This is a genomic window from Specibacter sp. BI4 (assembly GCF_056680095.1).
In genome coordinates this window covers 3,304,734-3,328,642 of the sequence record NZ_CM155265.1, presented here as the reverse complement: position 1 = coordinate 3,328,642, position 23,909 = coordinate 3,304,734, and the positions used below count along the sequence as shown (strand labels likewise).

Sequence of the window (23,909 nt, the reverse complement as noted above, 5' to 3'; positions counted from 1 at the left end):
ATCGTTCACACAGGAGTGGGATGTTTTCGAAAATTCTGGTTGCCAACCGCGGCGAAATCGCGATCCGGGCATTCCGTGCCAGCTACGAGCTTGGTGCAAAGACAGTTGCGGTATTCCCCTACGAGGACCGCACCTCCATCCACCGGCAAAAGGCCGACGAGGCTTACCTGATTGGTGAAGAAGGTCATCCCGTGCGGGCCTACCTGGACGTGGCAGAGGTGATTCGCGTCGCCAAGGAAGCCGGCGCCGACGCCATCTACCCCGGCTATGGATTCCTCTCGGAAAACCCCGACCTGGCCGCGGCTGCGAAGGAGGCAGGCATCACTTTTGTGGGCCCGCCGGCCGAAGTGCTGGAACTGACGGGCAACAAGGTCCACGCCCTGAACGCCGCCCGCAAGGCCGGCATCCCGGTGCTGGAGTCAAGCGAGCCCAGCGACGACTTGGAGTACCTCCTGGGTGCTGCCGCTGACATCGGCTACCCGATCTTTGCCAAGGCCGTCGCCGGCGGCGGCGGGCGCGGCATGCGCCGCGTGGAAAAGGCCGAAGACCTCGAAGAGGCGCTCAAGGCTGCCATGCGTGAAGCTGATGCCGCCTTTGGCGACGCGACCATGTTCCTCGAGCAGGCCGTGCTGCGTCCCCGCCACATCGAGGTCCAGATCCTCGCGGACGGCGAGGGCAACGTCATCCACCTGTTTGAGCGCGACTGCTCCCTGCAGCGCCGCCACCAGAAGGTGGTGGAAATCGCCCCGGCCCCAAACCTGGACGAGAGCATCCGCAAGGCGCTGCACGCCGACGCCGTGAAGTTCGCCAAGGCCATGGGCTACGTCAACGCCGGCACCGTCGAGTTCCTTGTCGACACCGTGGGCGAACGCGCCGGCCAGCACGTGTTCATTGAGATGAACCCCCGCATCCAGGTCGAGCACACGGTCACGGAAGAAATCACCGACGTCGACCTGGTCCAGGCCCAGCTGCGCATCGCCGCCGGCGAAACACTGGCCGACCTTGGCCTGAGCCAGGAAACCGTCCAGGTCAAGGGTGCCGCGCTGCAGTGCCGCATCACCACCGAAGACCCGTCCAACGGTTTCCGGCCCGACGTCGGCAAGATCACCACCTACCGTTCAGCCGGCGGCGCCGGTGTCAGGCTCGACGGCGGCACGATCTATGCAGGTGCCGAAATCAGCCCGCACTTCGACTCCATGCTGGTCAAGCTCACCTGCCGCGGACGCAACTACGAGGCTGCGGTTTCCCGTGCCCGCCGCGCACTGGCAGAGTTCCGCATCCGCGGCGTCTCCACCAACATTTCGTTCCTGCAGGCAGTTCTTGCCGACCCCGCGTTCAACGCCGGGGACGTGGCCACGTCCTTCATCGACGAGCGCCCCGAACTGCTGAACTCGCACGTGTCCTCGGACCGCGGCACCAAGCTGCTGACCTGGCTTGCCGACACGACAGTCAACAAGCCGCACGGCGAACTGGCGGTGCTGGAGGATCCGGCCCGCAAGCTGCCCGCCGTCGAGCTTGCCGACGCTCCTGCCGGCACCCGCCAGCAGCTGGCCGAGCTGGGCCCGGAAGGTTTTGCCGCAGCCCTGCGCGCACAGACGGCTGTCGCCGTCACTGACACCACGTTCCGTGACGCCCACCAGTCACTGCTGGCCACCCGGGTGCGCACCCGGGACCTGCTCGCGGCAGGCCCGGCCGTGTCCGTGCTGACCCCGCAGCTGCTCTCGGTCGAGGCCTGGGGCGGCGCCACCTACGACGTCTCCCTGCGCTTCCTCGGCGAGGATCCGTGGCAGCGCCTGTCGCAGCTGCGCGAAGCCCTGCCTAACGTCTGCCTGCAGATGTTGCTGCGCGGGCGCAACACGGTTGGCTACACGCCGTACCCGGCCGAGGTCACCGATGCCTTTGTGCAGGAGGCCGCAGCCAGCGGCATCGACATCTTCCGCATCTTTGACGCGCTCAACGACGTGGACCAGATGGAGCCTGCCATCAAGGCTGTGCGCGCCACCGGCACCGCCGTGGCCGAGGTTGCCCTGTGCTACACCGGCGACCTGCTGGATCCGGCCGAGACCATCTACACCCTCGACTACTACCTGGAACTGGCCCAGCGCATCGTTGACGCCGGCGCGCACATCCTGGCCATCAAGGACATGGCAGGCGTGCTGCGCCCGGCCGCCGCAGCCAAGCTGGTCACCGCCCTGCGCGAGCGCTTTGACCTGCCTGTGCACCTGCACACCCACGACACCGTGGGCGGCCAGCTGGCCACCCTGATGGCCGCCGTCAATGCCGGGGTCGACGCCGTCGACGTCGCCTCCGCGGCACTGGCCGGCACCACCAGCCAGCCGTCAGCCTCCGCACTCGTTGCCGCCCTGGCCCACACCGAGCGGGACACCGGCATCGACCTGGCAGCCATCAGCTCCCTCGAACCGTACTGGGAAGCCGTCCGGCGCCTGTACGCACCGTTCGAGTCGGGCCTGGCAGCACCCACGGGCCGCGTGTACCAGCATGAGATCCCCGGCGGCCAGCTGTCCAACCTGCGCCAGCAGGCGATCGCACTGGGCCTGGGGGAGCGCTTCGAGGAAATCGAGGACATGTACACGGCAGCGGACCGGATCCTCGGGCACCTGGTCAAGGTCACGCCGTCGTCCAAGGTGGTGGGCGACCTGGCCCTGCACCTCGTGGGCATCAAGGCGGACCCGGCCGACTTTGAGGAAAACCCGCAGAACTACGACATCCCCGACTCCGTGGTGGGCTTCCTCGGCGGCGAACTGGGCACCCCGCCCGGCGGCTGGCCCGAACCGTTCCGCACCAAGGCCCTGCAGGGGCGCACGGTCGTGGACCGCATGGGCATCCTCAGCGCGGCGGACAGCGCGGAACTCGCCGGCGACAGCACCACCCGCCGTGCGGCCCTGAACCGGCTGCTTTTCGCCGGGCCCACCAAGGAATTTGAGACTGTGCGCAAGACGTACGGCGACGTTTCGGTGCTGGACACCCGCGACTACCTGTTCGGGCTGCGCCGCGGCGTCGAGCACGCGATCGACCTGGGCAAGGGCGTGCGCCTCATCGCTGCGCTGGAGACCATCTCCGAAGCGGACGAGAAGGGCATGCGCACCGTGACGTGCAAGCTCAACGGCCAGAGCCGCCCGATCGTGGTGCGCGACCGCAGCATTGAAAGCACCGTCAAGGCCACCGAAAAAGCCGACGAGTCCGTGCCCGGCCAGGTTGCCGCGCCGTTCGCCGGAGCCGTCAGCGTCAAGGTCGCCGTCGGCGACGTCGTCGAGGCGGGGGCAACCATCGCCACCATCGAGGCCATGAAAATGGAGGCGTCAATTACGACGCCGGTCGGCGGCACCGTATCCCGCCTCGCCGTGACGGGGATCGCCCAGGTGCAGGGCGGGGACCTGCTGGTGGTCATCGCTTAATTCAAAACAACTGACCCGCAGCTCTGGTTGTGATATCACAACCAGAGCTGCGGGTCAGTTTCTTAAGGTCCAGAGTTGGACTCGAGGTTAGGCGGGCTTCCTGCTCAGGTAGATTTCCTCCACCACGGCGTCAAAGTCCTTCAAGACCTGGGCCCGCTTGACCTTCAGTGAAGGGGTGAGGTGGCCCGAAGTCTCGGTGAAGTCCGAATCAACAATCCTGAACTGCTTGATGGCCTCAGCCGACGAGACCGAGGTGTTGGCCCTGGTCACGGCCAACTGCACGGCCGCGATGACGGCCGGGTGCTTGGCGGCCTCGGCCACCGTGGTGCCCAGTGGCAGGCCGTGCGCCTTGCCCCACTGCGGCAGCGCATCTTCGTCGATGGTGACGATCGCTGCGATGAACGGGCGCTGCTCGCCAATGACAACACACTGCGAGACGATGGCATCAGCCCGGATCTGGTCTTCCAGCATGGCCGGCACCACATTCTTGCCGCCCGAGGTGACAATGATTTCCTTCTTGCGCCCGGTGATTTTCAGGAAGCCCTGATCATCCAGTTCGCCGATGTCGCCGGTGCGGAACCAGCCATCGATGAAGTTCTCGGCCGTCAGGTCGTCGCGGCCGAAGTAGCCCTTCATGACGCAGACGCCCTTGGTGAGTATTTCGCCGTCGTCCGCGATCCTGACGGCATTGCCCGGGAGAGGGGTGCCCACTGTGCCGATCTTGATGCGTTCGGGGCGGTTGACGGTGATCGGGGCCGTGGTCTCCGTCAGGCCGTAGCCCTCCAAAATCTGCAGGCCGATGCCCTGGAAGAAGTGGCCAAGGCGCTCTCCGAGCGGGCCGCCGCCGGAAACGGCATGGCGGACATTGCCGCCCATGGCATTGCGCAGCTTGACGTACACAAGCTTGTCAAACACAAAGTGCTTGGCCTTCAGGCCCAGGCCAACCTTGCCGTCCTGAACGGCACGGGAGTACTCGATGGCGGTCTTGGTGGCGGCTGCGAAGATCTTGCCCTTGCCTTCGCCTTCAGCCTTGAGGGCGGCGGAGTTGTACACCTTTTCAAAGACGCGCGGGACGGCAAGGATGAATGTGGGCTGGAAGCTTTGGAGATCCTCGAGCAGGTGCTTGATGTCTGGGGTGTGGCCAACCTTGGCGCCGCCGGCCACCGCAAGGACCGAAATGTAGCGGGCAAAAACGTGGGCCATGGGCAGGAACATGATGGTCTGCGAGCCCGGCACCACCACGCTGTCGCCAAGCACGGCCAGCGCATTTTCGCTTAGTTCCACAAAGTTGTGGTGCATGAGCATGCAGCCCTTGGGGCGGCCCGTGGTGCCCGAGGTGTAGATAATGGTCGCCACGTCGTCGAGGCCGTTCGCCGTGCGGGCAGCCTCCAAGACGTAGTCGGGGACACCGCGTCCGGCTTCGCGCAGGGCGTCCAGGCCGTCCCCCTCGAGCTGCCAGACGTGTGCGATCGCGGTGAGGCCCTCGTTGTGGGCGGCCTGGCGGATGATGTTCTCGTGGGTCCCGGTTTCGGCAAAAACCGCCACGGCCTCGGAATCGCCCAGATTCCAGGCCACCTGGGACGGTGAGGACGTTTCATAAATCGGCACCGACACGGCGCCGGCGAACCAAATGGCAAAGTCAACCAGGGCCCACTCATAGCGGGTGCGGGCCATGATGCCCACGCGGTCGCCCACCTTGATTCCCGAGGCGATCAAGCCCTTGGCTAAGGCGCTGACATCGGCACGAAATTCCCTGGCTGAGACGTCGACCCACACATTGTCGGCATTTCGACGCGCGAAAAGTGCTGGATTGGCGGCCGAATTAGCCTGCCGGAGCACAAAGTCGGTGGTGTTCATGGTCCGAGGACTGACTACCTTGGCCGGCACGGAAATCTCTTGCACAATAGCTCCTTTGATATGTGGGCCTGCGGTCCTGTTGCTTTACTCTATCCGCGAAGCAAGCGATCCGCCGGAAAAGCTATGTTACTCGTTGGTAACTTTATGTTGTTCGGCTCACACTTTCAATTTGGTCCGGAGCGGGCAGGGCGCTGACTACACTTAATGCATGCTTCCGCCGCCCCTTGAAACCGGATCTGCCGTCCCCGCCGCAGACACAACCGCACGCACGACGGCGGGCACCGAACCACCGCCCGCAGCCCTGGTGCCATTGGCGCTGGGGATCGACATCGGGGGCACAAAAGTGGCGGCCGGGGTTGTCGACGGCAGGGGTGCAATCCTTGAGGAAATCAGGCGGGAAACCCCCGGCCGTGACGCCCGGGCAGTGGAGGCCGTCATTGTGGAGTTGGTCCGCGAGCTCGGCTCACGGCACGAAATTGCTTCCGTGGGCATTGGTGCCGCGGGGTGGATGGACCTGGCGGGCACCAAGGTTGTCTTCAGCCCCCACCTTGCCTGGCGCGATGAACCCCTGCGCGACACCTTGGAGGAGTTGTTGCAACGCCCGGTTGTCATCACCAACGACGCCGACGCGGCCGCCTGGGCTGAGTGGCGCTTCGGGGCGGGCCGCGGGCACGACAGGCTGCTCATGCTGACCCTGGGGACAGGCATTGGCGGTGCGTTGATGATTGACGGCCGGGTGGAGCGCGGCAGCTTCGGCATGGCAGGTGAGTTTGGGCATCAAATCATCATGCCGGGAGGACACCGCTGCGAATGCGGCAACCGCGGGTGCTGGGAGCAGTACGCCTCCGGCAACGCGCTGGGGCGCGAAGGCCGAGAACTGGCCAGGAAGCTTTCGCCGATGGCAGCCGGATTGTTGGCCGCAGCCAATGGCCGGCCCAAGGACATCACAGGCATTGTTGTTACCGAACTGGCAATGGCGGGGGAGGCAACGGCGCAGGAGCTCGTGGCCGAAGTGGGCGACTGGCTTGGGCTGGGCATCGCCAACCTGGCAGCGGCCCTTGACCCGGCACTCTTTATCATTGGCGGCGGGCTCAGTGCCGCGGGGGACCTCATGCTTGAGCCCGCGCGTCGTGCTTATTCACGGAACCTGACAGGACGCGGCTACCGTCAGGAGGCCGTCATCACTGTTGCGCAGCTCGGCCCGTCGGCAGGCTTGATCGGGGCCGCCGACCTGGCGCGCGTTCGGCGTCCGGGACTGGCCGGGGCATCCTAGCCGGAGCAAATTGCAGGAACTAGACGACGGCGCCGTCGCCACTGTCGTGGTCGCGGTGGTTGGGCAGTCGGAACAGCAGGTAGCCGGTGCCTGCCAGGAATGCCACGATGACGGCCAGGACGATCATCATGGGAATCTGGCGCCAGAAAATGGCCGCGAAGACCAGGAACAGCGGGCCCCCGGCGGCCCCAATCCACGACAGCATGATGGCCGGCTCGGTATTGCGCAGGCTGGGCAGCTCCTCCGGCACAAATTCGCCGCCGCCGCCGCCGCCGCCGTCGTCGTCAGCGGCGTAGTCGCGGGGTCCGAACGAAGCGGCTCCACCCGGGGCTGGGACCTCGCCCGCTGCGGGTTCCCGGGGCGCCGGCTCCGTTTGGCGCTGCCACACACCCAGCGGGTCAAAGTCGACAACACCCTTGGCCTCCGTGGCGGCGTCTGGGTAGTCGGGCGTGTCCGCGGATTCGGGCGTGTCCATGAAGGCGTCGTCGGTTTCTTCGAGCCTTGACACGAGGTCGCGCCACACTTCCTCGTCGTTGCCGCCGGTGTGCGGCGTGTCCGCTCCGGGGTCAGATTGCATGAAGGTTCCTCCGAAAGAAGTCAGCAGACTGGGAAAAGATCAAGGGCGCGTCATTGTCCATGGTGGCTACATGGTAACTGTTTTCCAGGGAAACCACCTGTACGTCGGTGCTGCCGATCTTCTCCCGCAGCACTTCCAGGCTGGAATCGGGAACAACATGGTCCACGGTGGACCGGAACACCAGTGTTGGGGCCGTGACACGGGGGAGCAGGCTGATGGTGTCGGTGAACAGTTGCGAGAGCTGGTGGACCGCCGCAACGGGGGTGCGGGTGTAGGCCCCCTCAGTGACGCCTTGGAGTTTCATGTCATCGCCGATGGCAGGAACACTTTTCAATGCAAATTTCAGCAGTCCGGAATATTTGGCCCGTTTGTCACTAAATGTCAGACCGGGGTTTACCAGTGCCACCCCGGCCACCGGGTGCAGTGCAGCCACACGCAGCGCCAGCGCCCCGCCCATGGACATGCCTGCAACATGGACTGTGTCGCAACGCCCGGCCAGCTCCAGGTAGGCCGCTTCAAAATCGCGGTACCAGTGCTCCCACGGGGTCCTGCCAAGGTCCTGCCACGTGGTGCCGTGGCCCGCCAGCAGCGGCATGTTGACGGCAAACCCGGCGTCGGCGAGGTACTCGCTCCAGCCCTGCATGCTGACGGGGGAGCCGGTGAATCCGTGGCACACCGCCACGCCAGTCCTTGACAGCCCGCCATGCCCTGGCGAACGGAACGATTGTGCCATTGTGGTGGCCCCTCTCTGTCGGGCAGCCGCGTCCGGCAGCGACGGCCGGGGTGGTGGCGTGCGGGCTTGCGGGAGTGCTGCCGCGATTTTGTGCCGCTTTCACTAGACTACTGTTGATACAGCCAGAGCGGGGGTACCGCAATGAACTCGGTTCGCTTGCAACCGGCAGCGCCAGGGGAGGAACACCACCGTGATCTATTGGGTACTAAAGAATTTCGTTCTGGGGCCAGTGCTGAAGGTGCTTTTCCGGCCCTGGACCAAGGGCCTGGACAACCTGCCAGTGGAGGGCCCGGCCGTCTTGGCCAGCAACCACCTGTCCTTTTCGGACTCCATCTTCATGCCGCTCATGGTTCCGCGCCCGGTCGTTTTTCTGGCAAAAAGTGACTACTTCACCGGCCGCGGCATCAAGGGGCGCCTGACAGCTGCCTTCTTCAAGCTGACAAACCAGCTGCCCATGGACCGCTCCGGCGGGGCGGCCTCGGCCGGCTCCCTGCAAACGGGTGTGGAGGTCCTGAACGATGGCGGCCTGCTGGGCATTTATCCGGAGGGCACCCGCAGCCCCGACGGCCGGCTGTACCGCGGCAAAGTGGGCGTGGCCAAGCTCGTCCTGACGGCCAACGTCCCCGTGATCCCCGTTGCCATGATCGGCACGGACAAGGTGCAGCCCATCGGACGCCGCATCCCCACGATCCGCCGGCTCGGAGTAATCTTCGGCGAGCCCATGGACTTCAGCCGCTACCAGGGCATGGCCGATGACAGGTTTGTGCAGCGCTCGGTCACCGACGAGATCATGTATGAACTCATGCGGCTCTCGGGGCAGGAATACGTCGATGCCTATGCTACAACCGTGAAGGACAAAATGGCTGCCGAGAAGGCGGCCAAGACCGCCCCCGCCAAAGACGCCGAGGCGGCCAAGAATGCAGGGACAGCCAGGAATGCCGGTGACGCCGTCAGGCTTGACCCCGGACCCACTGTGCTGCCCGGGGCTGTGACTGTCATCGGCGCAAAAAAGGATGGGCCGGCACAGGCGGCTCCGACGCCGGCTGAACCGATACAGGCAGCCGCGGATCCGGACTCCAACACCACCAAAAGCTAGGCCCGGCACCCCTTCCGGAGCGTACTGTCATCTCATGGATCGGACCGGTTGGTGGGGTGCGGTTTTGGGGGCTAGGCTTAAGCGGTGACTGATCTTACTTTTAATGCCTCGCAAGCACCCGCTGACGCACTTCCCGTCCCCGGTGCCGCCGTCTACCCGGGTCTTGACGATTGGCGCGAACTGGCCATTGCACAACAGCCCACCTGGACCGGGCACCCGGCCTTTGCCTCGACTGTCAGTGAGCTGTCTTCCGTACCTCCGCTGGTGTTTGCCGGCGAGGTCGATGTGCTGCGTTCACGCCTGGCCCAGGCCGCCCAGGGCGAGGCGTTCCTGCTGCAGGGCGGGGACTGTGCCGAAACCTTTGAGGCTGCCACGGCAGACAAGATCAGTGCCCGGGTCAAGACCATTTTGCAGATGGCCGTGGTGCTGACCTACGGTGCCCAGCTGCCCGTCATCAAGATGGGGCGCATGGCCGGTCAGTTCGCCAAGCCGCGCTCCTCCAATGATGAAACGCGCGACGGCGTGACCCTCCCGGCATACCGTGGAGACATCGTCAACGGCTTTGACTTCACCCCGGAGTCGCGCGAACACGACCCTGCCCGGATGCTCAAGGCCTACCACACCTCGGCATCCACGTTGAATCTGATCCGTGCCTTTACGCAGGGCGGCTTCGCCGACTTGCGCAGCGTGCATGAATGGAACCGCGGCTTCACCTCGAACCCGGCGCACAGCCGCTACGAGCGGCTGGCCAAGGACATCGACAGTGCCATCAAGTTCATGGCCTCCTGCGGTGCCGACTTTGATGCGCTGAAGACAGTGGAGTTCTTTGCCAGCCACGAGGCACTGCTGCTCGACTACGAGCGCGCATTGACCCGCATCGACTCACGCACCGGCCTGCCGTACGACACGTCCGCGCACTTCCTGTGGATCGGTGAACGCACCCGCGACCTGGACCAGGCCCACGTCGACTTCCTCTCCCGCGTCCGCAACCCGATCGGTGTCAAGCTTGGCCCGACCACGTCCCCTGACGATGCGTTGCGCCTGATCGAGAAGCTGGACCCGAACCGCGAACCCGGCCGCCTGACATTCATCACCCGCATGGGCGCGAACAACATCCGCGAGAAGCTGCCCAACCTGGTTGAAAAGGTCACGGCATCAGGTGCCCAGGTCCTATGGGTCACCGACCCCATGCACGGCAACACCGTCACCTCACCCAACGGCTACAAGACCCGCAACTTTGACGACGTCATCGACGAAGTCCGCGGCTTCTTTGAGGTCCACGAAGCCCAGGGCACGTTCCCCGGCGGCCTGCACGTGGAGATGACAGGCGACGACGTGGCCGAGTGCCTTGGAGGTGCCGACCCCGTCGACCAGGAAGCATTCCTGACCGGCTACGAGTCCGTATGCGACCCACGCCTGAACCACAAGCAGTCACTGGAAATGGCCTTCCTGGTCTCCGAGGCGCTGCGCAAGTCCAAGTAGTTCCGCACATCCCAGTAGTTCCGCACATCCCAGTAGTTCCGCACATCCCAGCATCAACGCAAGAAAAGGTCCTGATCAGGGCCCCGGCCCGTCCCCGGCAGCAGGGGGACCCGCCGCGGGCGGCCACCACCTGATCAGGACTTTTTCATGCCCGGCATGACCCATTTCCGGCAGCACGGCGTGCGGGGGCGCCCTGCGGCGAATGATGGGGCTAGATGACCTGGAGGACGATCGTTGAGCCCTCGGGGGCCTCGCCGCCGTCGGGCGTCTGGAAGCGCACTGTGCCGAAGAAGCCGCCGAGCAACTTTTCCACCTCGACGTTGAAGCCGAGGTCCTGCAGCGTCTTGGTGGCGGCATCAACCTGTTTGCCAACCGTGCTGGGCACTGCGATCATTTTTGGCCCCTTGGACACGGTCAGCGTGACCGTGTCGCCAGCCGTCAACTCGCCCGACTCGGGGGACTGGGCCACCACCGATCCTGCCGGGACGGAGGCGCTGTTGACCTGTTCGGGGGCAATCGCGGCCACCAGGCCCACAGCCTCGAGGGCGGCCACGGCGTCGGCTTCCGGCTGTCCCGCCACTGCGGGAACAGGAACGGGCTTGGGGCCCTTGGAGGCCACCAGGTTTACTTTGGTGTTGGCGCGGAAGTCCTTGCCAGCCGCTGGATCCTGACTGAGCACGACGCCGGCAGGCACCTTTTCATCGAACGCCTCAGTGACGCTGCCGACGGCAAGGTGGGCGTCGGTGAGGGCCTTCGTGGCTGCGTCCAGCTGCGTTCCGACAAGTTTGGGAACCGGATAAAGGACCGGGCCGCGGGATACCTGAATGGTGACACCGTTGAACTTGCGCACCGAGGCGCCGGCAGCGGGGTCGGTGGCCACAATAAAGCCGGCGGCGACCTTTTCATCAAACACGTCGGTGGTCGGGGTTAGCTCAAACCCGGCAGTGCGCAGCAGTTCCTGTGCCTGGGGCACCGTCTTGTTGTGCACATCCGGCACAGTTGCCAGGGCTCCGGGGCCCAGTGCCAGGAACCAGCCGGCCGTGGCGGCAATGACACCGAGCACGACAACGAGCAGGATCCACAGCAGTGCGCGGCGGCGCGGCTTTTTTGAGCCGAGGGTCTTTTGTGGGGTCGCAGCAGCCTTGGCACGGGTTTTGGCAGCCGCGGCGGCCTGGCGCTTGGACAGCGGCGGGGCAGTGCTGTCGTCGCCTGGCCCGGACCGGGCGGAGGTGCCGATGGGCGCTGTCATGGACTGCCCGGCGTCGTGCTTGTCAGACACCACGCCGTCAGCCTCCAAACCGCCGTGACCGTTGGAGGCACGGGGTTCGTCGGCGTACAGCCGGGCCGGCTGGGGCAGCACCGAGGTGGGGAAATAGGGGGAGGCAACCACGCTGGTGGCGTCGGGGGACGGTGCCCCGGCGGCCGCGATGACCTCGGTGCGGTCCCGTGCACCCGCGGCGGTGGCGGGCAACCTGGCACCGGGGCCGGCACCAAAGTCCAGCTCGGCCGCCGTCAGGGTTTGGCGGATGTGGCGCAGGTCCTCCAGCAGCGCAGCGCCATTGGCCGGCCGGTGGTCGGGGTCCTTCTCGGTCATGTAGCGGACGAGCTCGTCCATGACGGGCGGCAGCCCGGGCAGGGCCAGTGACGGGGCGGGGACCTCATCCTGGATGTGGGACATGACGACGGCGACCGGCATGGTGGCGCGGAACGGCTGGACGCCCGTGAGCAGTTCGTAAAACATGATCCCGGCGGAGTAGATGTCGCTGCGCGCATCCCCGCCCTGCCCCCGGGCAAGCTCCGGGGCGATGTAGCCGACAGTGCCCAGCAGGGTGCCCGTGTTGGTGGAGGTGGTGACGGCCCTGGAGAGTCCGAAATCGCCGATCTTGACCCAGCCCTGTCGGGATATCAACACATTCTCGGGCTTCACGTCACGGTGCACAAGTCCGGCGTTGTGGGCGGCGGCCAGTCCTTCAACGATGGGATCGAACAAATCCATGGCCTGTCGGGGGCTCAGCGGACCGTTTTCGTTGATGACATCGCGCAGGGTGTAGCCGTCGATGAACTCAAAGACCAGATAGGCGTGCTGCGGGCCGACCCCATGGTCGTGGATCTGCACCACGTGGGGATGCGACAGGCTGGCGGCGCTCTGGGCTTCGCGGCCCAGCCGTGCGATGAAGGCGTCATCGGTGGCAAGGTGCGGGTGCAGGATCTTCAGGGCGATGTTCCTGCCCAGCCGCAGGTCAGTGGCCAAATAGACAGTTGACATGCCGCCGTGCGCCACCTTGGAAAGAACCAGGTAGCGCCCGTCGATCGTGGACCCGATTAGCGGGTCTGGGGAGACATCTTGCACTCTTCCAGCTTAGGAGTTGAAACGAAAGGGGACCGCCCGCAACACCGTGCGGGGGTCCCCTTTTCGTTGAGAGCGTACTTTCCGCCTCGATGCCTAGTCGGGCTGTTTACCGGAACAGCTCGCGATTGGCCTTGATTCCTGCAACGTAAATCTCGGTGTCGGCGAACATGCCGTGCACGCTCACCGAGTGCTGGCCCTGGTAGTAGCCGGCGATGGCCTTGTCCTCATTGGACGCATCCTTGCCCAGTGCCCGGATGATGGCGACACCAGCGGTGACGTTGTCCTGGGGATCCAGCAGATTCAGCTTCCGGCCCACCAACCCTGAGGCCCATTCACCTGCGTCGGGGATGACCTGCATGGTGCCGATGGCGTTGGCGGGGGACACGGACTGGTGGTTGAACCCGGATTCCTGCTGGGCGAAGGCCATGGCCAGCGCGGGATCGACGCCCATGCTTGCGGCCGTGCGGGCCACCACTTCCTTCATCTCATCCTGGGACGGCGCCGGGGCTGCCAGCAGGGCGGACTTGTTCGCGTTGGCATCGGTCACCACCGCGTCGGGGTAGGTGTAGTGCAGGAAGGTGTTGGGCACCTTCTGCTCAGGCGTCAATTCAACGGCTGCAGGCGATGCCGGTGTTTCCGGCTCGATGGGTGTGATCTCGCTTGAAGCCGCACTCACACCGGGGATCGTGAGCGTCTTGCCCGGGTAGATGGCCGACTTTACGTCGGCCCCGTTGGCGGCGGCCAGGGCCGAGAGACCCACATTGTGGCTGGCAGCGATGGCGGACAGCGTGTCGCCGGCCTTGATCACGTACTTGTTGCCGCTGGCGGGTGCTGCCGCTTTTTCTGTGGAGACTGCCGGAGCAACTTCTGCGGCCGTGCCGCCCACCTTGATTTTTTGACCGGGGTGGATGATTGAACTGCCGTTGAGGCTGTTAAGCGTAAAAAGTTTTTCCAGGCTCACCTCGTACTGGGCTGAAATGCCGCTCAACGTTTCGCCCGCCCGTACCGTGTGGCTTTCCGCCTCGGGTGCCGCGTTTGTGCTGGGGGCCGCCTCGGCTGCCGGGCCTGAAATGGTCAGGACCTTGCCGGGGTGGATGAGGGCGGATGCTGAAAGCTTGTTGCGTGACAGCACCGATTGGACGGTGACGCCGAATTTGTCGGCGATGTTGGAGACCGTGTCGCCTGCAGCCACTGTGTGCGTCACCGGGGCTGAAGACTGTGTCTTGACGACCCGGGGCACCGAGCTGGCCATTACGGCTGCCGGAATGCGGCTGCCCGCAGTCCGTGCCTGAACGGCGGCAAGCACTTTTTGTGTGTCGAGGCTGCCGTGGCTGCCTTGGGGTTTCAATTCCGCCGGGGCGGGGGCGGCTGTTGCAGGACTGGCCAGGGCCAGGGAAGAAAGCATGACCACGGGGATGGCGGCTGTGGCAACCGCGGCCAGCTGCTTGGCGCTGGTGGACGAAGGGCGTGGGGGAGTCATCGGTTCGTACCTCAAATTTCCGTTACGTATGATGCCATTGGTGTTGATGTTACTAATGTGACTACAGGCGAATTTACACTAATGTATGCCGAAATGGGTGTTTGAGGTGTATTTCGACCAATATTTATACTGTCGGCACCAATATGTGGGAACATTTGTGTGTGAGTAATGTTGAAACAGTAGTTAGCGAATGGTTGCCCCTGCCCGACGTCGCCCAGATGCTTGATATCTCGGTCACCAAAGTCCACGCGCTCGTCAAGGATGGTTCCTTGCTTGCCGCCCGGGTGGGTGAGCGCTCCATCAGGGCAGTGCCGGCCGAGTTCATCTCAGGTGACCACATTCTGGAAAGCCTCCGGGGAACCATCACGGTGCTCCATGATGCAGGCTTCGAGGATGCCCAGGCCATCGAGTGGCTTTACACGGCGGATGAGTCCCTCCCGGGACGGCCCATTGACGCTCTCCGCGAGGGTCGCAAAACCGAGATTCGCCGCCGCGCAGCAGCGCTTGGCTGGTAATTCCCAATCCGGGGTCCCGCCGTTGGCCAGCCAGGCCTAATGGTTGGTGCCACCCAGTCGCAGGGCTCCGGTAATTTCCTGATCGCAGCCTCACGGGACTAATTGCACGACCGCCCCGCCGCATGGCTGCGGCGGGGCCACAATTACCTTCTGCCGGGGATCTGGACAGAAATCAAAATTGCGGGGGCCGTTGTGGCCTTTCGCTCCCGGCTGGCCGGGAGCGAAAGACCACAACGGCCCCCGCTGGTTTTAAAACGATCCGGTTGGCCCGGCAATGCGGACCTTAGGAAGTCCTGGACACGGCGCCGCGCCCCAGGGCCGACAGCGCCCCGGCAACTGTCGGGTCAATGGGCAGCAGGGCCAGCGCGGCGAAAGCGGTTTCGCTCAGTTCGGAAATCATTGCCTCGGTGCGTGCCAGCGCACCTGACTGAACCATGATGGAACACAGCCGGGCGACCTGGTCCCCACTCAAGTCCTGGCGGCCCAGGTTCTTGTCAACAAATTCGCGGTCGTCCGCCGCCGCAGCCTCGATGGTCAACCCCACGAGGACAGTGCGTTTGCCCTCCCGCAAGTCATCCCCGGCAGGCTTTCCTGTCTGGGCTGGATCGCCGAACACACCCAATACGTCATCGCGGAGTTGAAAGGCTTCACCCAGTGGCAGGGCAAACGCGCTGTAGCCGGCGATCAGGCTTTCGCCGGCACCGGCCAGGGCGCCGCCAAGCACCAGGGGGTGTTCGGAAGAATATTTTGCGCTCTTATAGCGAATGATCGCCGAAGCCCGGGCCACAGCCGTCTCATGCGGTTTGGACGGCCCGGCGACTTCCTCCAGGATATCCAGGTATTGCCCTGCCATGACCTCTGTGCGCATGACGTTAAAGACTGCCCGGGCACGGCCTGCGGCTGCCGAACCGATGGGGTCGGAGGCAATCCGCGAAAACATTTCCTCACTCAGCGACAAACACAAGTCTCCTGTGAGGATGGCAGCTGCATGCCCGAACCGTTCGTCGTCCAGGGCCCACCCGCTGCCGGTGTGCAGGGTGCTGAACTGCCGGTGCACGCTTGGTCCGCCGCGGCGGGTGTCCGAACGGTCGATGATGTCGTCGTGAATCAACGCCGCAGCTTGAAACAGTTCCAGGGCGGCCCCCGCCTGAATGACGGATTTGGCATCCAGTGCGCCGCCCGCTCCACGCCAACCCCAGTAGCACAGCAGCGCCCGCATCCGCTTTCCACCGGTGACCAGGGTCTTGATTGCATCAACCAAAACCAGGGTTGCAGGGGAAATCTGCGCCAGCAGCTGATGCTTTTCAGCCAGGAAGTCATTCAATTCTTCCGCGACTGCTGCAATGAATGCGTCGTTTTCGGCAGCAGTGGTTGCGCCGGTCTTGACGGGCGTAGCGTTCATGCTTTCTGGGGTCCTTGCTGTGGTGTCAAAGGTGCGGGGAGCAGTTACTTGAACGAGGCAGGCAACAGTGTGGCGCCCAGGGTGAAGGTGGCGGTGGCGCCTGTCTGAACCACTGAGACCGTCACGATCTCCTGGCCCTCGGCCCGTACAAAGGTCTTCAGCGGCACCCCGTCTACTGCATCTCCCGGTTGTGCCTTGAAGCCCTGGTCGGTGAAAACCTTGGTGTAGTTGGCCAAAACGTCTGCGGAGCTTGCCTGCACGCTGGCCGTCAGGGAAGCCACCGACGTTGGGGTTGTGTGTTCCAGGCTGGAAGCCTGAATTTCAGCGCCCTTCATGAGCGGCAGGACAGTTGCGGGGAAGCCTGCAACAAGTTTCTTCACCGCCGAGCTGGCAGACGCGGCAGCCGTGCTTGTTGGTGTAGCCGCACTGGCCGAGGCTGGAGCGGAGGTTGCGCTGCCCGTTGTCGGGGCCGATGTTGCCGTGGCTGATTTTGTCGGGGCCGATGTTGCCGTGACAGGTGCCGAGGTGGAAGAGGCGGGGGATGCCGGGCTGGAACAGGCAGCCAGAAGCACGACGGCGGTGCCTGCAGCGGCTGCCAACAGGCGCCTGCGGGCCAACGGCTGCGTGCGGCCCGGGCGGGTGATGGGGTTTGTCATGACTATTTCCTTAGCTGCCGGCGCCGGTGCGGTGGCATCGAGTCCAGTTTACCCACGTTGGCCGGTGGTTCTCCCTGCACGTGGTGCGCACCTCACTTTGAGCCGGCGACGGACTGTCCAAGGCTCACTAGACTTGAGTGGTGAATGAAGAACAGCAACCACGGCGGGCACCCGAGCAACAAGGCTGCACAGTCATGCATGTGGACATGGACGCGTTCTTCGTGGCCGTTGAATTGCGGCACCGCCCCGAGCTGCTGGGGAAAATGGTCATCGTCGGCCATCCCGAGGGGCGCTCAGTGGTGCTGTCCGCATCTTACGAAGCCCGGGCTTTGGGTGTGCGTTCCGCCATGCCCATGGTGACGGCAATGCGGATGTGCCCGACCGCCGTCGTTATTCCACCGCACCACCAGCAGTACCAGCAGGTGTCGGCCGAGGTCATGGAGGTATTTCATTCCATCACCGACACGGTTGAACAACTCAGCGTCGATGAGGCGTTTCTTGACGTCAGCGGTTCCCTGCGCCGTTTGGGCACGCCCCTTGAAATTGGGGCCTTGATCCGCAGACGCATTTCCGCCGAGGTGGGAATCACCGCGTCAGTGGGCATCGCCGCCAGCAAGTTTGTTGCCAAGGTCGCCTCAACCCGCTGCAAGCCCAACGGCATGCTCTTGATTGAGAAGGAGCAGACCGTGCAATATCTCCACACGCTCCCGGTGGAAGCGTTGTGGGGAGTGGGGGCCAAAACGCGCGAGGTTCTGGCCCGGTTGGGGATCTTCACTGTCGCGGATGTGGCGGCCACACCGCCGGCAGCCCTGCAAAAGGCGCTCGGCAGCACCGGAACGGCCCTGCATGCCCTGTCCTGGGGAATTGACCCGAGGCCCGTGACGCCAGAACACGTGGAAAAAAGCATTGGTGCCGAGGAGACCTTTGCCGTTGACACGTCCGACGACGAAGTGCTCACCCGTGAACTCCTGAGACTTTCGCACAAGGTGGCCGCCCGCCTGCGCGAGGCGGGGATGAGCGGGCACACCTTGGCCATCAAGATCAAATACTCGGACTTTTCCACCATCACCCGCTCCAAGGCCCTGAGCGCCGGCACCGACAGTTCGGCACAAATCTACGCGGGGGCCGTGGCCCTGCTCCGGGCCCTGGGCACCAGACCGCAAAGCGTGCGCTTGATTGGCGTGCGCATTGAGCGGCTCGACTCGGTTGCCGGTTCGCCGATGCAGTTCACCCTGGACCCGCGCGATGACAACTCCCGCAACGCCGAAGTTGTTGGGGATGCAATTTCTGCACGGTTCGGCGGTGCCAAAATTGTTCCTGCACGCCTGCTGGGCAAGCCCCGTGACAGGCACTAGTGCCAGCGTTGGGCCAAGGGCTGCGGGCGGCGCCCAAGCACTGAAAGCTGCCGGTTCCAGGGGCGCTTTTCGGTGTTCCCGAGGGGTGCGCACAGGCCGTGCGGCAGGTGGGTTTCAGTTCGTCACAATCAAGCCTATTGTTAGTAGTAGGAGTTAACTCATTGATGACTTCACAAGTTGTTGGTGCTCAAGGGTATCGAGTCCACAACGCGAATGTGCGGAGTGGAATTGGTCCGGCGGGAATCAAAAAGGCAGTAAATTCGTTAACGAGTAAAGACGCCCATGGCCCTGACCTGAAGGAGGTCGTCATGCCCCTCTCTGAGCACGAGCAGAGACTGTTGGACCAATTGGAACAGCAGCTGCATGCGGAAGATCCCAAATTCGCCCACGCCCTCTCATCTGCACCCACGCGGTCGTTGTCAACACGAAACATTGTCATTGGCGTGCTGATCATGATTACGGGCCTGCTGATCCTGTTGGGTGGTGTGGCAACGCACCTGATCCTGGTGGGTATCGCTGGTTTCGTGGCCATGGGAGCCGGAGTGTATGTCGCGGTGTCGAAGCCCAAGTACGGTGCGTCGACACAAGCCGACCACCATCCAGGCGCCAAGACCGGTGACAAGCAAAAAAGCGGATTCATGAACGGCTTGGAAGAAAAGTGGGAAGAACGCCGTCGCGAGCAGTAGCCCACGCCCGCCGGCGATAAGCGGCGCATGCGCTGCCGCTGACGGCCTGCCCTGCAATTGAGCTGATGAACGGCAGTTTGCCGGATGTGAACCAAAAAACCCCGAGACCGGGGTTTTTTGCGTTTAATCGGGCAGTGAATAGTCGTGCTGTGAACGCTGCCGCCTAAAAATCAACGTGCCCCGGAGCGGAGCCGCCGCCGCCGGCGATGGAACTGCGACAGGCGGAATGCCCCGCACGTCCCACCGCCGCGCCGAGTGGTGCCGCGCGACTACTGCCACCGCCGGTGGTGGCCTGCCAGGACGGCCGGCCCCTGTTTCCTCCACTGTGCGCCACGGAGCTGGTGTGCCGCCGGAAGATGTCCTCCACTTTGCCCCACGATGCCGCCCGGCGCAGGGGAAACGGGCTCCAGGCGGGCCTGTGACGCGCCCGGGAGCGCGGCTGTCTGTGCCTGTCATGTTTTTCCCTCCACCATCCACCACCGCCCAAATTCCGCGGAATCACAAGGAACTCAATTCCGGCACGCAGCGAACACACCTTAAAGTGAAGTTGACGGTGGAGGATTGTGGAGTAATGTGGAGCAGGTAAGAGGGGAATGGGGTTCGGTTGGTCTCAAAACTCGGCAAATGAAGGTGGTGGGGATTGTTTCTCGGAACACACTCACCGCGCCTTGACGAGAAAGGCCGGATCATCCTTCCCGCAAAGTTCCGGGAGGAACTTGCCAGTGGACTTGTCCTGACCAAGGGGCAGGAAAACTGCATCTACGTCTTCAGCGCACGCGAGTTCGAAAAAGTCTTGGCCCAAATGCAGGATGCTCCACTGTCCAACATGGCGGCACGGGACTACATTCGAATCTTTCTTTCCGGAGCCTCCGACGAGGTCCCGGACAAGCAGGGGCGTGTGACGATTCCGGCCACCTTGCGTTCCTATGCCGGTCTCGAGAAGGAGCTGGTCGTCATTGGCGCTGGCAGCCGGGCGGAGATTTGGGATGCAACAGCTTGGCACGAATACCTGGCAGCCAAGGAGACAGCCTTCTCGGCCACTGACGAAATTGCCATCCCCGGAATTAGCTGAAGAATGCCGATCCACACACCCCCGACCCTTGACTTGCGCAACAGCCGGCAGCACCTGTAGTTGGAAATAAGCGGAAAACGACGCCTTGGCGCATGGTTTCCGTCGGCACAACCGTTGATCTTGAATGAGATCTCCAGCCGCCCAGCACGGCCAATCCTGACTCACCTTCCCCGGAGTCAGGCATGGCAGCGCTTGGCGCGGAGGGGGATCTGGTTCAAGAGCACACCACCCGCCGTTTTCCACCAACGGCGTCGTGGATTGGACCAGCAGTACTGCACCATTGCCACACCATATTTTATTGCCAGATTTGCATTGCCACAGGGGGAAGAAACGCCCCTCCCGGTTTTGACCGAAGAGAAACGGAGTCGTGATGACGTCGGAAACCCCCACGCCACCTACGTCCGAACGCCACACTCCTGTTCTGAAAGATCGCTGCATCAACCTGCTGGCCCCCGCCTTTGAGGTCGCCCGCTCGGCAGGCCGCACCCCCGTTGTCATAGACGCCACCTTGGGCATGGGCGGCCACAGTGAAGCGATGCTTCAGCGCTACCCGGACCTGCACCTGATCGGCATTGACAGGGACACCGAGGCACTGGGCCTGGCAGGGGAGCGGCTGGCACCGTTTCAGGACCGCACAGACCTGGTTCACGCTGTCTATGACGAAATCGCGGATGTCCTCGAAGACCTCGGCATTCCCAGCATCGATGGAATCCTCATGGACCTGGGGGTTTCCTCCCTGCAGCTCGATGAGCGGGACCGCGGATTCGCCTATTCCTTTGACGCACCCCTTGACATGCGCATGGACACCAGCCGCGGCCAGACCGCAGCCGACGTGCTTAACAGCTATTCGGAAGAAGACCTGGTCCGGATCATCCGCAAGTGGGGCGAAGAGAAATTTGCCGGCCGCATTGCCAACCATATTGTCGCCGCCCGCGACAAGGCACCGCTGGTTCGCACAGGCGAACTCGTGGACATCATCCGCAACGTTGTCCCGTCGGGGGCCGCGCGAACAGGCGGGCACCCGGCCAAACGCACGTTCCAGGCGCTGCGCATTGAAGTGAATGAGGAATTGAGCGTGCTCGAACGGGCCATTCCGGCAGCCGTCGACGCGCTGGCCCTGCACGGGCGGGCAGTTGTCATGTCGTACCACTCGCTGGAAGACAAGATCGTCAAGGCAGTGTTTGCGGCGGGTTCCACGTCCTCGGCTCCGGCAGGATTCCCGGTGGAGCTGGAACAGCACAAGCCAACTCTCAAACGCCTCACCAAGGGCACTGAAATCCCCACGGATGAAGAAATTGCAGAGAATCCCAGGGCCGCGTCGGCGCGGCTGCGGGCAGTGGAAAAGATCAAGATCAGGAGTGCCAAATGAGCCCGCTCGCAACACGCACCATGCCGGTGACCGTAGGCAACAACGCCCGCGCACTGAATGTGCCGCTGGCTGACCCGGACTTGGGAGCCGCTGCACCCAAACCGCGGAAAGCGCGCACTCCGCTATCACTTGTGGTTTCCACCCCGAAGCGGAGCCGTTCGTCGCTGGTGGTCATCCTCTTCATGGTGGTTGTTGCCGCACTGAGCGTTGTCCTTGTCATGAGCATCTCCGTTTCCAAGGGCCAGTACGAATTGGTTGGTCTGAAGAATCAGCAATCCGACCTGTTCAAGACAAACCAGACAATGCAGCAGGAAATTGCCGCCAAGCAGGCGCCGCAGGAATTGGTGGCCCGCGCTGCCGGGCTGGGCATGGTCCCGGCCGGCTCAACAGGGCAGATTGATGTTCGCACCCAGAAGGTCAGCGGTTCCCCGCAACCGGCATCTGCTGATGCCAAGGGTTTGGTGAGCATCCCCCCGGCTCTCATTGACAAACCGGTGCCCGTTGCGCCCGCCACTGAAGCCGCGGATGCGCCGCCCAGCCCTGCCGCAAATACGATGAAGGACGAAGCCGCCGCGAAGAAGGCTGCCAAGGCCCCTGTGGCTGCGCCTCCGGCTGCGGTGACACCTGAACTCCACGGCGGCACCATCCCCGCCCCAGCACAAAAGGACAGTTAGGATTTAACCACTGTCTTAGCCGGGGCGGGCAGCAGCAATAGTCCCAAAGCCAACAACGCAAGGAATGCAGCAGTGGCACACAACTCTCCCCAGTCAGCACGAGGTGCAACTGCACAACAACTGAACAAGGTTGGCCGCGGTCGGATGCGTGTCGGTTTCGTCATCATGATGGTGGTGCTGCTTGTCATCGCCTTCCGGCTTGTCCTGGTCCAGGGCCTGGATACAGGCAACATGGCACAGGCAGCGGAGACCCAGCGCACAGTGGTGCAAAAGCTCCCCGCTGCCCGGGGAAAGATCGTTGACGCCAAGGGCAACGTCCTGGCCGAGAGCATCATCCGGTACAACATCACCGTTTCCCAGGTCAACATGGCTGACTACAAGACGTACAAACACAGGACGGTTGACCCGGAAACAGGTGATTCAACCATTGCTGAGTACACCAAGGACGAGGGCCTGCAACAGCTCGCGGAATTGCTTGGCTTGAAGTTCGAGGACGTCAAAAAGAATGCGACCGGCGACAAGGCCTTCAACTACATCGTCCAGGATGTCAGCCCGGTGGTGGAGAAAAAGGTAGCCGAGCTGGGCATTCCCGGCATCTATTCCGAGGCCGTCACGAAACGGGTCTACCCGATGGGTGCCGTGGGCGGGCCCATCGTTGGCTTTGTCGACTCCGACGGCACACCGCTGGCAGGTGTGGAGCAGACGATGAATGACAAGCTCACAGGCACCGACGGCGCCAGGACCTACCAGGCCGGCAAAAACGGCATCATCATCCCCACAGCCCCCGTACGGACCGAACCAGCCATCGACGGCCAAACAGTCAAGCTGACAATCGACCAGGACATTCAGTACTACGCCCAGCAGGCTGCCCAGCAGCAAAAGGAACAGTACAGCGCCGATTGGGCCAGCATCTCGGTGATTGAAGTGAAGACCGGCAAGGTCATCGCGCTGGCCGACACCGATTCCTACGACCCCAACAACGTGACTGCATCGGACCCGAGCAATATTGGTTCACGCACCGTCAGCTCGGTGGTTGAACCGGGTTCCACCAGCAAGATCATGACGGCCGCAGCCCTCGTGCAGGAAGGACTGGCCACGCCCATGAGCGAATACCTGGTGCCGCCAACCCTGACCGTTGACGGCCAGACCTTCTCGGATGCCTTCGTCCACGGAACCGAAAAACGCACGCTGGCGGGCATCATTGCCGACTCCATGAACACCGGCACCGTGATGGCCGGGTCCAAGCTCAGCCTGGAACAGCGCTACGACTACATGCGCAAGTTTGGTGTTGGCGAAAAGACAGGCATTGCACTCCCCGGTGAAAGCCCCGGCATTTTGGCCGACTGGCGGAATTGGGACGGGCGGCAGCGATACACCGTGTTGTTTGGCCAGGGCGTGGCACAAACCCCCCTGCAGACCACCATGATTTTCCAGACGGTGGCCAACAACGGTGTCAGGCTCACGCCCGCACTGATTGATTCATTCACCGCAGCCGACGGCACGGTGGAAACGGTGCCCCAGGCGCCCGGCGTGGAGGTCGTCAGTCCCGAAACGGCGCAGTCGGCCCGGGACATGCTCGAAGGCGTGGTGACCATGACCGACTATAAGGTGGTTGGCATTCCCGGCTACCGCACCGGCGGCAAGACCGGCACAGCCGAGGCCCCTGCCGACAGCGGTGCGGGTTTTGACGGCTACACCTCGTCCTTTATCGGCATGGCACCCATGGAAGATCCCAAATATGTGGTGGGTATTACTGTCCAACGACCCAAGGGAGAGATCTACGGGGTCACCCAGGGGGTTACATTTAATCAGGTGATGGGACAGGTGTTGCGCAGTTACGACGTGCCGCCGTCAACCACCCCGCCTGTCGAGCCGCCCAAGTTCTACAAGTGATCCGATCATTGGCGGGCCAGACC

The 23,909-nt window shown here is 63.6% G+C and carries 18 protein-coding genes; 11 read left to right on the top strand and 7 right to left on the bottom strand.

Annotated features, from left to right (window positions below; all coding sequences use genetic code 11):
* Window positions 1–20: 20 nt before the first annotated feature.
* Complete coding sequence (locus AC1L6K_RS15245) at window positions 21–3,416, top strand: pyruvate carboxylase (protein WP_480949697.1); 3,396 nt, start codon at window positions 21–23, stop codon at window positions 3,414–3,416.
* Window positions 3,417–3,503: 87 nt separating this feature from the next.
* Here the strand turns inward: AC1L6K_RS15245 and AC1L6K_RS15240 are convergent, their stop codons facing one another.
* Window positions 3,504–5,318: an AMP-dependent synthetase/ligase gene (locus tag AC1L6K_RS15240; protein WP_480949696.1), complete on the bottom strand. Its 1,815-nt coding sequence runs from the start codon at window positions 5,316–5,318 to the stop codon at window positions 3,504–3,506.
* Between the two features lie 163 nt (window positions 5,319–5,481).
* On the opposite strand from AC1L6K_RS15240, the gene AC1L6K_RS15235 reads away from it, so the two are divergent.
* Complete coding sequence (locus AC1L6K_RS15235) at window positions 5,482–6,546, top strand: ROK family glucokinase (protein WP_480949695.1); 1,065 nt, start codon at window positions 5,482–5,484, stop codon at window positions 6,544–6,546.
* A gap of 19 nt (window positions 6,547–6,565) precedes the next feature.
* On the opposite strand, the gene AC1L6K_RS15230 is transcribed toward AC1L6K_RS15235, so the two are convergent.
* Both AC1L6K_RS15230 and AC1L6K_RS15225 read right to left on the bottom strand, forming a co-directional pair.
* The gene (locus AC1L6K_RS15230) at window positions 6,566–7,123 is read right to left on the bottom strand and encodes a hypothetical protein (protein WP_480949694.1); all 558 of its coding nucleotides are present in this window, start codon (window positions 7,121–7,123) and stop codon (window positions 6,566–6,568) included.
* Window positions 7,113–7,856, bottom strand: a complete 744-nt coding sequence (locus AC1L6K_RS15225) for an alpha/beta hydrolase (RefSeq protein ID WP_480949693.1) — start codon at window positions 7,854–7,856, stop codon at window positions 7,113–7,115. Before AC1L6K_RS15225 ends, AC1L6K_RS15230 begins: the two co-directional genes overlap by 11 nt.
* A gap of 190 nt (window positions 7,857–8,046) precedes the next feature.
* Between AC1L6K_RS15225 and AC1L6K_RS15220 the strand changes: the two genes are divergently transcribed.
* On the top strand, window positions 8,047–8,952 hold the full coding sequence (locus AC1L6K_RS15220; RefSeq protein ID WP_480949692.1) for a lysophospholipid acyltransferase family protein: 906 nt from the start codon (window positions 8,047–8,049) through the stop codon (window positions 8,950–8,952).
* 84 nt (window positions 8,953–9,036) lie between these two features.
* Window positions 9,037–10,434, top strand: a complete 1,398-nt coding sequence (locus AC1L6K_RS15215; protein WP_480949691.1) for a class II 3-deoxy-7-phosphoheptulonate synthase — start codon at window positions 9,037–9,039, stop codon at window positions 10,432–10,434.
* 211 nt (window positions 10,435–10,645) lie between these two features.
* On the opposite strand, the gene pknB is transcribed toward AC1L6K_RS15215, so the two are convergent.
* Both pknB and AC1L6K_RS15205 read right to left on the bottom strand, forming a co-directional pair.
* The gene (gene pknB, locus AC1L6K_RS15210; RefSeq protein WP_480949690.1) at window positions 10,646–12,784 is read right to left on the bottom strand and encodes a Stk1 family PASTA domain-containing Ser/Thr kinase; all 2,139 of its coding nucleotides are present in this window, start codon (window positions 12,782–12,784) and stop codon (window positions 10,646–10,648) included.
* A 106-nt stretch (window positions 12,785–12,890) separates the two neighbouring features.
* Entirely contained in the window at window positions 12,891–14,264 is a 1,374-nt protein-coding gene (locus AC1L6K_RS15205; RefSeq protein ID WP_480949689.1) for a lytic transglycosylase domain-containing protein, read from the bottom strand.
* Window positions 14,265–14,425: 161 nt separating this feature from the next.
* On the opposite strand from AC1L6K_RS15205, the gene AC1L6K_RS15200 reads away from it, so the two are divergent.
* Window positions 14,426–14,779, top strand: coding sequence for an Rv2175c family DNA-binding protein (locus AC1L6K_RS15200; RefSeq protein ID WP_480949688.1), 354 nt, complete (start codon window positions 14,426–14,428; stop codon window positions 14,777–14,779).
* A 283-nt stretch (window positions 14,780–15,062) separates the two neighbouring features.
* On the opposite strand, the gene AC1L6K_RS15195 is transcribed toward AC1L6K_RS15200, so the two are convergent.
* Together AC1L6K_RS15195 and AC1L6K_RS15190 are read right to left on the bottom strand one after the other, a co-directional pair.
* Complete coding sequence (locus tag AC1L6K_RS15195) at window positions 15,063–16,181, bottom strand: polyprenyl synthetase family protein (protein WP_480949687.1); 1,119 nt, start codon at window positions 16,179–16,181, stop codon at window positions 15,063–15,065.
* A gap of 44 nt (window positions 16,182–16,225) precedes the next feature.
* Window positions 16,226–16,837 carry a hypothetical protein gene (locus tag AC1L6K_RS15190; protein WP_480949686.1) on the bottom strand — a complete coding sequence of 204 codons (612 nt, stop codon included), beginning with the start codon at window positions 16,835–16,837 and terminating at the stop codon, window positions 16,226–16,228.
* Window positions 16,838–17,031: 194 nt separating this feature from the next.
* Here AC1L6K_RS15190 and dinB point away from each other — a divergent pair, with 194 nt between their 5' ends.
* The 6 genes from dinB to AC1L6K_RS15160 all read left to right on the top strand — a co-directional run bounded on the left by dinB (window position 17,032) and on the right by AC1L6K_RS15160 (window position 23,886).
* Window positions 17,032–18,192 (top strand): DNA polymerase IV, encoded by a 1,161-nt coding sequence (gene dinB / locus AC1L6K_RS15185; RefSeq protein WP_480952784.1) that lies wholly within the window; start codon window positions 17,032–17,034, stop codon window positions 18,190–18,192.
* A gap of 164 nt (window positions 18,193–18,356) precedes the next feature.
* Window positions 18,357–18,878 (top strand): DUF3040 domain-containing protein, encoded by a 522-nt coding sequence (locus AC1L6K_RS15180; protein ID WP_480949685.1) that lies wholly within the window; start codon window positions 18,357–18,359, stop codon window positions 18,876–18,878.
* Window positions 18,879–19,518: 640 nt separating this feature from the next.
* Window positions 19,519–19,950: a division/cell wall cluster transcriptional repressor MraZ gene (gene mraZ, locus AC1L6K_RS15175; protein ID WP_480949684.1), complete on the top strand. Its 432-nt coding sequence runs from the start codon at window positions 19,519–19,521 to the stop codon at window positions 19,948–19,950.
* Window positions 19,951–20,320: 370 nt separating this feature from the next.
* Window positions 20,321–21,319, top strand: coding sequence for a 16S rRNA (cytosine(1402)-N(4))-methyltransferase RsmH (gene rsmH / locus AC1L6K_RS15170; protein WP_480949683.1), 999 nt, complete (start codon window positions 20,321–20,323; stop codon window positions 21,317–21,319).
* Window positions 21,316–21,993, top strand: coding sequence for a cell division protein FtsL (gene ftsL, locus AC1L6K_RS15165; RefSeq protein ID WP_480949682.1), 678 nt, complete (start codon window positions 21,316–21,318; stop codon window positions 21,991–21,993). The genes rsmH and ftsL overlap by 4 nt, the downstream gene beginning before the upstream one ends.
* 72 nt (window positions 21,994–22,065) lie before the next feature.
* Window positions 22,066–23,886 carry a peptidoglycan D,D-transpeptidase FtsI family protein gene (locus tag AC1L6K_RS15160; RefSeq protein ID WP_480949681.1) on the top strand — a complete coding sequence of 607 codons (1,821 nt, stop codon included), beginning with the start codon at window positions 22,066–22,068 and terminating at the stop codon, window positions 23,884–23,886.
* Window positions 23,887–23,909: the final 23 nt, after the last annotated feature.